8 protein-coding genes are annotated in these 8,621 nt (G+C 70.1%); 5 read left to right on the forward strand and 3 right to left on the reverse strand.

Going from position 1 to position 8,621, the window contains the following annotated elements:
- Positions 1–175: 175 nt before the first annotated feature.
- Positions 176–595 (forward strand): VOC family protein, encoded by a 420-nt coding sequence (locus ACWELJ_RS31915; protein WP_452369799.1) that lies wholly within the window; start codon positions 176–178, stop codon positions 593–595.
- A 4-nt stretch (positions 596–599) separates the two neighbouring features.
- On the opposite strand, the gene ACWELJ_RS31920 is transcribed toward ACWELJ_RS31915, so the two are convergent.
- Positions 600–1,625, reverse strand: a complete 1,026-nt coding sequence (locus ACWELJ_RS31920) for a glutathione S-transferase family protein (protein WP_452369800.1) — start codon at positions 1,623–1,625, stop codon at positions 600–602.
- Positions 1,626–1,702: 77 nt separating this feature from the next.
- Here ACWELJ_RS31920 and ACWELJ_RS31925 point away from each other — a divergent pair, with 77 nt between their 5' ends.
- A complete protein-coding gene (locus ACWELJ_RS31925) occupies positions 1,703–2,497 on the forward strand; it encodes an enoyl-CoA hydratase/isomerase family protein (RefSeq protein ID WP_452369801.1) in 795 nt (264 codons plus the stop codon).
- 319 nt (positions 2,498–2,816) lie between these two features.
- A complete protein-coding gene (locus tag ACWELJ_RS31930) occupies positions 2,817–4,067 on the forward strand; it encodes a class I adenylate-forming enzyme family protein (protein ID WP_452369802.1) in 1,251 nt (416 codons plus the stop codon).
- Positions 4,068–4,076: 9 nt separating this feature from the next.
- Here ACWELJ_RS31930 and ACWELJ_RS31935 read toward each other — a convergent pair whose 3' ends face one another.
- Positions 4,077–4,811, reverse strand: coding sequence for a tyrosine-protein phosphatase (locus ACWELJ_RS31935; RefSeq protein WP_452369803.1), 735 nt, complete (start codon positions 4,809–4,811; stop codon positions 4,077–4,079).
- A gap of 418 nt (positions 4,812–5,229) precedes the next feature.
- Between ACWELJ_RS31935 and ACWELJ_RS31940 the strand changes: the two genes are divergently transcribed.
- Positions 5,230–5,709, forward strand: a complete 480-nt coding sequence (locus tag ACWELJ_RS31940) for a TetR family transcriptional regulator (RefSeq protein WP_357283428.1) — start codon at positions 5,230–5,232, stop codon at positions 5,707–5,709.
- A 78-nt stretch (positions 5,710–5,787) separates the two neighbouring features.
- Positions 5,788–6,963, forward strand: a complete 1,176-nt coding sequence (locus ACWELJ_RS31945; protein ID WP_452369804.1) for an amino acid deaminase/aldolase — start codon at positions 5,788–5,790, stop codon at positions 6,961–6,963.
- Positions 6,964–7,016: 53 nt separating this feature from the next.
- Here ACWELJ_RS31945 and ACWELJ_RS31950 read toward each other — a convergent pair.
- Positions 7,017–8,621, reverse strand: a 1,605-nt coding sequence (locus tag ACWELJ_RS31950; protein WP_452369805.1) for a DEAD/DEAH box helicase, incomplete at its 5' end; no start/stop codon positions are given.

The following is an 8,621-nucleotide window of genomic DNA, read 5'->3' on the forward strand; positions in this document are numbered from 1 at the left end:
CGCCGGTCGCGCCGCCGCTGGCCGCGGTGGCGGCCGCGGCCGGGTACTACGACCAGGCGCACATGGCCCGTGAGTGGCGGGAGCTGGCGGGCATGCCCCCGTCGGTGTGGCGGGAGCACGAGGAGTTCCCATTCGTCCAAGACCAACTGGCGGCCGAGGTCGGAGGCTAGTGCCCATGAGCGAAACCACGAATCCTGTACAGACCGCCGTCGTCGTCTGGCCGGCCCTGGTCTACCGCGACGCCGCGGCCGCGATCACGTTCCTGGAAGCCGCCTTCGGCTTCGAGACCACCGCCCGCTACGACTCGGGCGACACCGTCGAACACGCCGAACTGGCCTGGCCGGGCGGCGGCGCGATCATGCTCGGCGGGGTGCGCGAGGGCATGGCGCTGGCCTGCCAGCCGCCCGGCGCCGGCTCGGTGTACATCGCCCTCGACGAGATCGACGCGCTGTACGAGCGGGCGCGGGCGGCGGGCGCGACCATCACCCGCGAACTGCGCGACGAAACCGAATACGAATCACGGGGTTTCGTCTGCCGCGACCCCGAAGGGGTCTACTGGAGCTTCGGCACCTACCGGGGCACGGCGGGGGAGTGAGCGGTCAGACCGCGCCGTGCCCGGCCGGCACCCGCTCGGCCGCCACGGGCGGAGGCGGCGGGGTGCCGTCGCCGAACGGCGTGCCGCCCAGGGCTTCCCGGCCGTGCGGGGTCAGCCAGTCGCCGAGTTCGGGGCCCTTGGGCACGACCCGCGTCGGATTGATGTCGGTGTGCACGATGTAGTAGTGCTGCTTGATCTGCACGAAGTCGACGGTGTCGCCGAAGCCCGGGGTCTGGAACAGGTCGCGGGCGTACGCCCACAGCACCGGCATCTCGGTGAGCTTCTGCCGATTGGTCTTGAAGTGGCCGTGGTACACCGGGTCGAAGCGGGCCAGCGTCGTGAACAGCCGCACATCGGCCTCGGTGATGGTGTCGCCCATCAGATACCGCTGGGTGGCGAGGCGTTCGGTGAGCCAGTCGAGCGCGGTGAACAGCCGGTCGTAGGCGGCGTCGTAGGCCTGCTGGTCGCCGGCGAAGCCGCACCGGTACACGCCGTTGTTGACCTCGGTGTAGATCCGGCGCATGACCGGATCCATCTCCGCGCGTAGAGCTTCCGGGTACAGGTCGGGCGCGCCGGGCCGGTGGAACTCGGTCCACTCGGTGGAGAAGTCCAGGGTGATCTGCGCGTAGTCGTTGGTGACCACCGCGCCGGTGCGCTCGTCCACGACGGCGGGCACGGTGATGCCGCGTGGATAGTCGGGGAACCGCTTGAAGTACGCGTCCCGCAGGAAGTGGATGCCCAGGACCGGATCCACCTCGCCAGGATCCAGGTCGAAGGTCCAGCTGCGCTTGTCGTGCGTGGGCCCGCACAGCCCCAGGGACAGCACCGATTCGAGCCCGAGCAGCCGCCGCACGATCAGCGTGCGATTGGCCCACGGGCACGCCCGCGCCGCGACCAGCCGGTACCGGCCCGGCTCGACCGGATACCCGTCCCGCCCGTCCGCGGTGATCCGCGTGTCGATGTAGTTCGTGTCCCGCTTGAATTCGCCGGGCTCGACGTAAGTCCCCGGCTCGGATTTCGAGGTGGTCACCGGTTCAGGGTAGTTGCCCCGGCGAAATTGTCCGTTCCGCTCTGTCGCGAAAGTAAGCGGCCGCATACATTCAGGGCATGACCGACTCGAAGCCCACCCGCCTGGAGCGCATCGTCACCGACGGCGGCGCGGACGCAGCCATCCTCACCATCGACCATCCGCCGCTGAACCTCTTCGACAAGGCGCTGATGGACACCCTCGCCACGGATATCGAGGAGCTGTCGGCGAATCCGCCCCGTGCGCTGCTCATCCGCGCCGACGGCAAGCTGGTGTCGGGTGGCGTGGACGTGCACGTCTTCGACGGGCTGTCCGAGGAGGAGGGCGCGCAGCTGTGGCAGACCCTGTTCGCGCGCATCATCCACCCGCTCGAGGCGCTGCCGTGCCCGGTCGTCTTCGCCGCGCACTCGCTGACCCTGACCGCGGCCTTCGAGATGTCGCTGGCCTGCGACATCATCCTGGCCGCTCCCAAGGCCAAGTTCGGCCTGGTCGAGACCGTGGTGGGCCTGACCCCGTCGATGGGCGGCCCGCAGCGGCTGGCCGAGCGGGCCGGTTCGGGCCGGGCGCGCGAGTTCGTCATGACCGGTGACCTCTACGACGCCGCCACCCTGGCCGATTGGGGTGTGGTCAACGCCGTGCACGAGGACGTGGACGCCGCCGCCCGCGCGCTGCTGGCCCGCCTCGCCGAGGGCCCGACCCGCGCGCACGCGGCCACCAAGACGATCATCGAGGCCTGGCGCTCCGGCGGTGTCGCCCACGCGGATTCGGTGACGCCGGAGGTCTCCGGGCAACTTTTCGGCACCGCGGACCTGAAGGGCGCGGTGCGCAGCTTCCTGGAGGTCGGCCCCGGAAAGGCCACGTACACGGGCAAATAGGCCCGGGCCGGTCCCACCGATCGCGCACGCTCGGGCGTGTCGAATTCGCCCGGGCGTGTCAAGCCCGCTACCTGCGATGGTGTCGGATTGGGGGTGACACGAGACCGTCCGATGGCCAATCCGGATGCCTTGTCGTGAACGACATCCCAAATCCGACGTTTCCGCAGGCTCGATTGGGGGAACCGGAGTTAGGCAGGACGCCGATCTGTTTCCGTGGGGTCAAAGCCTGACATCCGTTTGCCGACAATCCGCCCACTCCTGTGATCTGCATCATATAGTCACTCATGCCTGGCAGGGCTTCGAGGCACTCGGAGGGACGATGTCGCAGTTACTCGTGGAATACCCGCACACGCGAAACGGCTGGTGTGACAACCCGCTTGCGCGCGCCGCCGACGGCATCCTGCGCTACGGGAACCTCACCCCCGCACTGACCGAGCTACTCGACATCCAGGTCCACAATTTCGCCGCCCGCGAGGCCGTCGTCGAGATCGGCGGCCCCCGGCTCACCTACCGCGAGCTCTGGTACTCGGCCTCCCGTATCGCGGGCGGGCTGCAGGAGCACGGCATCGGCTACGGCGACCGGGTCGCGGTCCGCATGCCCGTCGGCGCCCGCTGGGTGCAGGCCTTCCTGGGCGCGCTGCTCTCCGGCGCGGTCCCGGTCCTGGTCCACGACGGCCTCCCGGACGCGGTGGCGGACCGCGTGATTCGCGACGCCTGCGCCGACTTCGTACTGGACGGCGGCGGCAGCGCGGCGGGATTCGCCGCGGCCCTGCCCGACGGCGCGGCCTTCATCGACGACGGCGCGTCCCTGGGCGAGCTGGCGCTGCTCTCCTACACCAGCCCGGGCCCGGACACCGCCCCGCGCGGGGTGGAGCTGACCAACGAGAACCTGCTCTCCGCAATCCGTTCCGTGGTGGGCGCGCTGGACCTGCCCACCGACGGCCTGCGCAACCTGGTGCTGCTGCCGCTCGCGCACGCCAGCGGGTGTGTGGATCAGCTGCTGCCCACCTTCGCGGTCGGCGGCACGGTGGTGCTCACCCCGGACCGGTCCCAGGTGCCGCGGGCGCTCATGGCCGAACGCATCGACATGGTGGCCGCGACCCCCAGCATCTTCGCCGGACTGCTGCCCGGCCTGGCCGGACTGCGGGTGGAGCAGGTGCGTCAGGTGTGCAGCGCCGGGCACCGCGCCGAACTGGCCGCCGCCACCGCCGCCTCCGGCTCGGTCGCCGACACCCTGCGCGAGGTCTTCCCGGCCGCGCGGCAGTGGTCGGTGTGGGGCGCGACCGAGACCTCCGGCATCGGCCTGGCCCGCGACGACACCGCCCTGGACCTCGACGACCACGACAGCGCCCGCGACACCCTCGGATTCGCCTTCGGCGGAACCGAACTCGCGTTGTGGGGCCCGCGCGCGGACGCCGGGTGCGGCGAATTGCTGTGCCGCGGGCCGAATGTCAGCCCGCGGTACTGGAACGACCCGCAGACCACCGAATCGCGTTTCACCGGGCCCTGGTTCCACACCGGGAACCAGGTCAGCATCGCCGCCGACGGCCTGGTCCGCCGTGTCGGCTGACGGGTGCGCTCAGCCCAGCAGGCGGGCGTGCAGGGCGTCGCGGATCTCGATGGTGATGCCGATCTCGGTGAGGTAGCCGTCGAGGCCGCCGTAGAGGGCGTGCATCGAGGTGGTGGCGCACTCCAGGTATTCGGTGCGGACGCCGAGCAAGTCGTCGGAGACGTCCTTGTCGGACTCCGCGGTCATGAACGAGCGCAGCACCGGCACCGCGTCATTGCTGAGCAGGTAGTCGGCGAACACGTCGTCCTCGGTGACCCCGACCGCGCGCAGCAGCGTGGCCACCGCCCAGCCGGTGCGGTCCTTGCCGGCGGCGCAGTGCACCAGCGCGGTGCCGGTGAGCGTGGAGTCGGCCAGCGACTTGATGGCGACGTGGGCCTCGGGCAGCGCCGGGAACTGCCGGTAGACCTCGAGCATGTGGGCCTGGGCGGTGGCCTGGTCGCGCGCCTCGTGCGGCGGGGTCTGGCCCATGCGGGAGTCGAAGGGCGTGACCCGCAGCCGCACGCCGTCGGGGAGGACGTCGTGTCCGATGTACTCGATCTCGGCGTGCCCGCGCAGGTCGTGGACGTCGGTGACGCCCAGTCCGCGCAGGGTGTCGACACCGGCGTCGTCGATTCGGCTGAGCTGGGCGGACCGCAGCAGGACGCCTTCTTTGACGGTGGATCCGCCCACGGTCCGTGCTCCGCCCAGATCACGGAAGTTGAAGGTGCCGGAGATCAGGAATTGGTCGTAGCGCGCAGAGGTCACGAGCTCAGGCTATCGGTGAGTGGGACTCGTGGACGGCGATCTATCGGTGAGCGGGACTCGTCCGCGGCGATCGGGGGCCCGGAAATACGTCGATGGGTGTGGGTTCGCGCACATCCACTATGTGTGTCGCGCATACCACCATAAAATACCGATTGGTCCAAACAACGGCTTTACCTGGCGATCGTTCAAATTGATCATTCCCAATTGATCGCGGGCCCGTTTCAATCAGGTAACAAAACAATCCTGAGGTACGTATTCAGCTATCAAAGCTGGTCGCAAGGACAGTAAACGACGTACCATCGGTACCCGTTGAACGGGTACGTCGGCGTACTGGCCGATGATCGAAGCTGATCTGCAGCCCGTTGAGCGAGCCGCGCAGGCTGAGGTGCGCGAGTCTTTTCGCCAAAGGGAGTCGTCGTTGAGCGCAAGTGGAGAAATCACCCAGGTCGGACTTCGTCCGGCCATGACCGAGGCCATCGAGGCCGCGGCCGGGTCGCTCGATTTCAGCGGTAATCGTGCGCTTCGAGTTCTGCTGCACGCGGGCGTCAGCACGCTGTGGCCGATCCTGAAATCGTCACCCGACCGGCAGTTGCGGGCCTATGAGTCGACCCTGTCGGTGCTGCGGCGGCGCTGGGAGAACCAGACCGGCTGCGTGCCGGATCCGATCGCCACGGCGATGTTCCGGGAACTGGACGCCGATGTGACCGAGTTCCTGGATCTGTGCGCCCGCCGGTCGGGCACCCAGTGGCTGGAACCGGTCGACGCCATCGCCGCCTACCTGCTGGCCGTCATCCAGGGCATGGTGTTGCGCTGGCTGGCCGACTGCGATGACGAGATCTCGCTGGTCGTGCTGGACGACCTGGTCTCGTACCTGTCCACCAAGGCCGTCGACCTCTGAGGATCTCCTCCGACCGCTCGGGGATGCCTGCCCAACTTTGTGCTGGACGAGTGACCAGGTTCGTGGTCGAATGATCTGGTGACCGATTCGTCGCCGATCAGCGGGCTGCACGCGGCCACCGCCGACCTGGAACCACCGCTGGCCGCGGTCGACCTCACCGCCCTGCGCGCCAATGCCGCCGACCTGGTGCGCCGCGCCCGCGGCGTGCCGATCCGGGTGGCCAGTAAATCCGTGCGCTGCCGCGCGGTGCTCGAGGAAGTGCTGGGCGACAAGCTCACCGCGTCCGGCGGCTTCGCCGGCATCATGGGTTACTCGCTGCGCGAAGCGATCTGGCTGGTCCGCGAGGGCGCGCGCGACGTCCTGCTCGGCTATCCCACCGCCGACCGGCACGCGCTGGCCGAACTCGCCGCCGATCCGCTGCTGCTCGACTCCATCACCCTCATGGTCGACGACACCGACCAGCTGGACCTCATCCGCGCCGCGGTCGGCGAAAAGACCGCTCCCCGTGTGTGTCTGGATGTCGACGCCTCCCTGCGCATCGGCCCGCTGCACCTGGGCGTGCGCCGTTCTCCGATCCGTACCCCCGACCAGGCCGCGAAGCTGGCGACCGAAACCCGCTCCCGTGGTTTCCGGCTGGTCGGCGTGATGACCTACGAGGCCCAGATCGCGGGCCTGCCCGACACCAATCCGGCTGTGCGCCTGGTGAAGTGGGCCTCCGCCACCGAGATCGGCAAGCGCCGCCGCCAGGTGCTGGACGCGGTGCGGTCGGTGGCCGGTGAACTGGAGCTGGTCAACAGCGGCGGCACCGGCTCCATCGAGGTCTCCATCACCGACCCGGACGTCACCGAGGTGACCGCCGGTTCGGGTCTGTACCTGCCGACCCTGTTCGACGGCTACCGCAATCTGGCCCCGCGCCCGTCCATGTATTTCGCCGCCCCCGTGCTGCGCCGGCCCGCGCCCGGGATCGCCACCGTGTTCTCCGGCGGCTACATCGCCTCCGGTCCCGCGGGCGCGTCACGGGTGCCGAAACCGGTGTGGCCCTTGGGTTTGAAGCTCATCGGCACCGAGGGCGCGGGCGAGGTGCAGACCCCGCTGACGGGTGCGGACGGGCTGCGGATCGGCGATCGCGTCTGGTTCCGGCACGCCAAGGCGGGCGAGCTGTGCGAGCGGTTCAACGAGGTCCATCTCGTCGACGCCGACGGCGGCCGCACCACCGTGCCGACCTACCGCGGCGAAGGCCACAACTTCGGCTGATCCCGAGTGCGGCACCGAGTTCCGGCAGTCGGGGGGAACTCGGTGGCGCGGTGTCAGACCCGGTCGAGTTGCAGGACCGCGGCCAGGTCGGACAGTTCGGCCGTGGTGGCGGGGAGGAATTCGGTCAGCAGCGGCGAGCGCACGATGATCGCCGACCACATGGCCCGCGAGATGGCGCTGGTCAGCCAGTGCCGCGACAGCAGCGCCCCGATGCCGTGCGGGGCGTCCTCGGGCGCGGAAGTGGTCATCGAGACCAGCACCACCGCGGCCTCGCGGCCCTGGAAGTGGTCGGGCGTGCCGACCAGCACGTCCTCGATCTTGGCCCGCGACAACAGGGTTCGGATGCGCGCCACCTGCGCGTGATACGGGGCCACCACGAGGATGTCGTGCGGGTGCAGGCGGCGGGTGACCGCCCCGGTGTGCCAGGGCAGGCCGAGCAGTGTCCGCACCTGGCGCACGATCTCGCGCGCCTCCTCGGCGGATTCGGTGCCGTTGCCGTGATGCTCCACCGCGACCGTGCGCACGCCGGGCGGGATGCCGTCGAGTTCGCGTGCCAGGGTGACGGTTTCGTTGGAGCGCAGCCGATTGTCGTAGCGCAGCCGTGACACCGGCCCGCACATGCGCGGATGCATGCGCCAGGTGCGGTCCAGGAAGTAGCCGTAGGCGGCGGGCAGGGTGCGGTGCGCGCCGAGCAGCCGCCCGAGGACGGATTCGGCGATGGGTTCGGGATGGGTGCCGTGCGCGGTCGGCGGCGCGGGGTCGCCGACCAGCAGCAGGTTGTGCGCGCACACCGCGACCGCGGCCGCCTCGGCCAGCGGGAACTTTCCGGCGTCCACGATGACCAGCAGGTCCAGGCTGTCGCGCGCGATGCGTTCGGGATCGGTGAAATCGCCCGAGAGTCCGCCCACCACACAGCCGTTCACGGCATTGTCGAGGAAGCGCGGATAGCGGGACGCCTCGATGGGCAGCCACTCCGGGGCCACCGCGCGGCTGTCGGCCTTGGCCACCAGTTCCGGGAGCACGCCCACCTCGACGACGGCGTCGAGCAGGTGCTCGACCGCCCGGTGCGTGCGGGCCACCACCCCGACCCGCCACTTGTAGCGGGTGACGAGGCGTTCCACGGCGCGCGCGGTGGTGAGGGTCTTGCCGGTACCGGGCGGACCCTGCACGGCCGCATAGGAATTGTCGAGATCCAGCACGGCCGCGGTGACGGCGGCGGCGTGGTCGCCGAACACCTCGGGCAGCGCGGCGCCGCTGCGCAGCCGGGGCGGACGACGGGTGAGGATGTCGAAGACGGCCGTCTCGGGCACCTGGGGGAGCGTCACCAGCAGCTGATGCGCGGTGTCCTCCAAGGCTTCCGCGAGCCGCGCGTCGGGGCCGGGCGGGCACGGCGCGATGGCGGTGGGCAGCTCGTCGTAGGGCGCGCAGCCCTCGGGCAGGAACTCGACGACGCGTACCACGTCCTCGAAGCCCGCGTCCAGGGAGCAGCCGAGCACCGTGGCGTGCGCGGTGGCGCGCAGTCCGGGGGTGACGGCCATGCCGGGCGCGGCGTGGTCGTAGAGGGCCCGCACGGTGAGCCGGTTGTAGTGATCGCGGGCGAGCGCGGGCAATCCGTCCTGAACGCCGATCAGCGGATCCGCCGCGAACAGCTCGTCGCG

The sequence above is a fragment of the Nocardia sp. NPDC004582 genome, from assembly GCF_053602115.1.

Bases quoted from the DNA above. Each gene is read 5' to 3' on its own strand.
- ACWELJ_RS31915 (WP_452369799.1), top strand. From the start codon at position 176: ATGAGCGAAACCACGAATCCTGTACAGACCGCCGTCGTCGTCTGGCCG.
- ACWELJ_RS31930 (WP_452369802.1), top strand. From the start codon at position 2,817: ATGTCGCAGTTACTCGTGGAATACCCGCACACGCGAAACGGCTGGTGT.
- ACWELJ_RS31925 (WP_452369801.1), top strand. From the start codon at position 1,703: ATGACCGACTCGAAGCCCACCCGCCTGGAGCGCATCGTCACCGACGGC.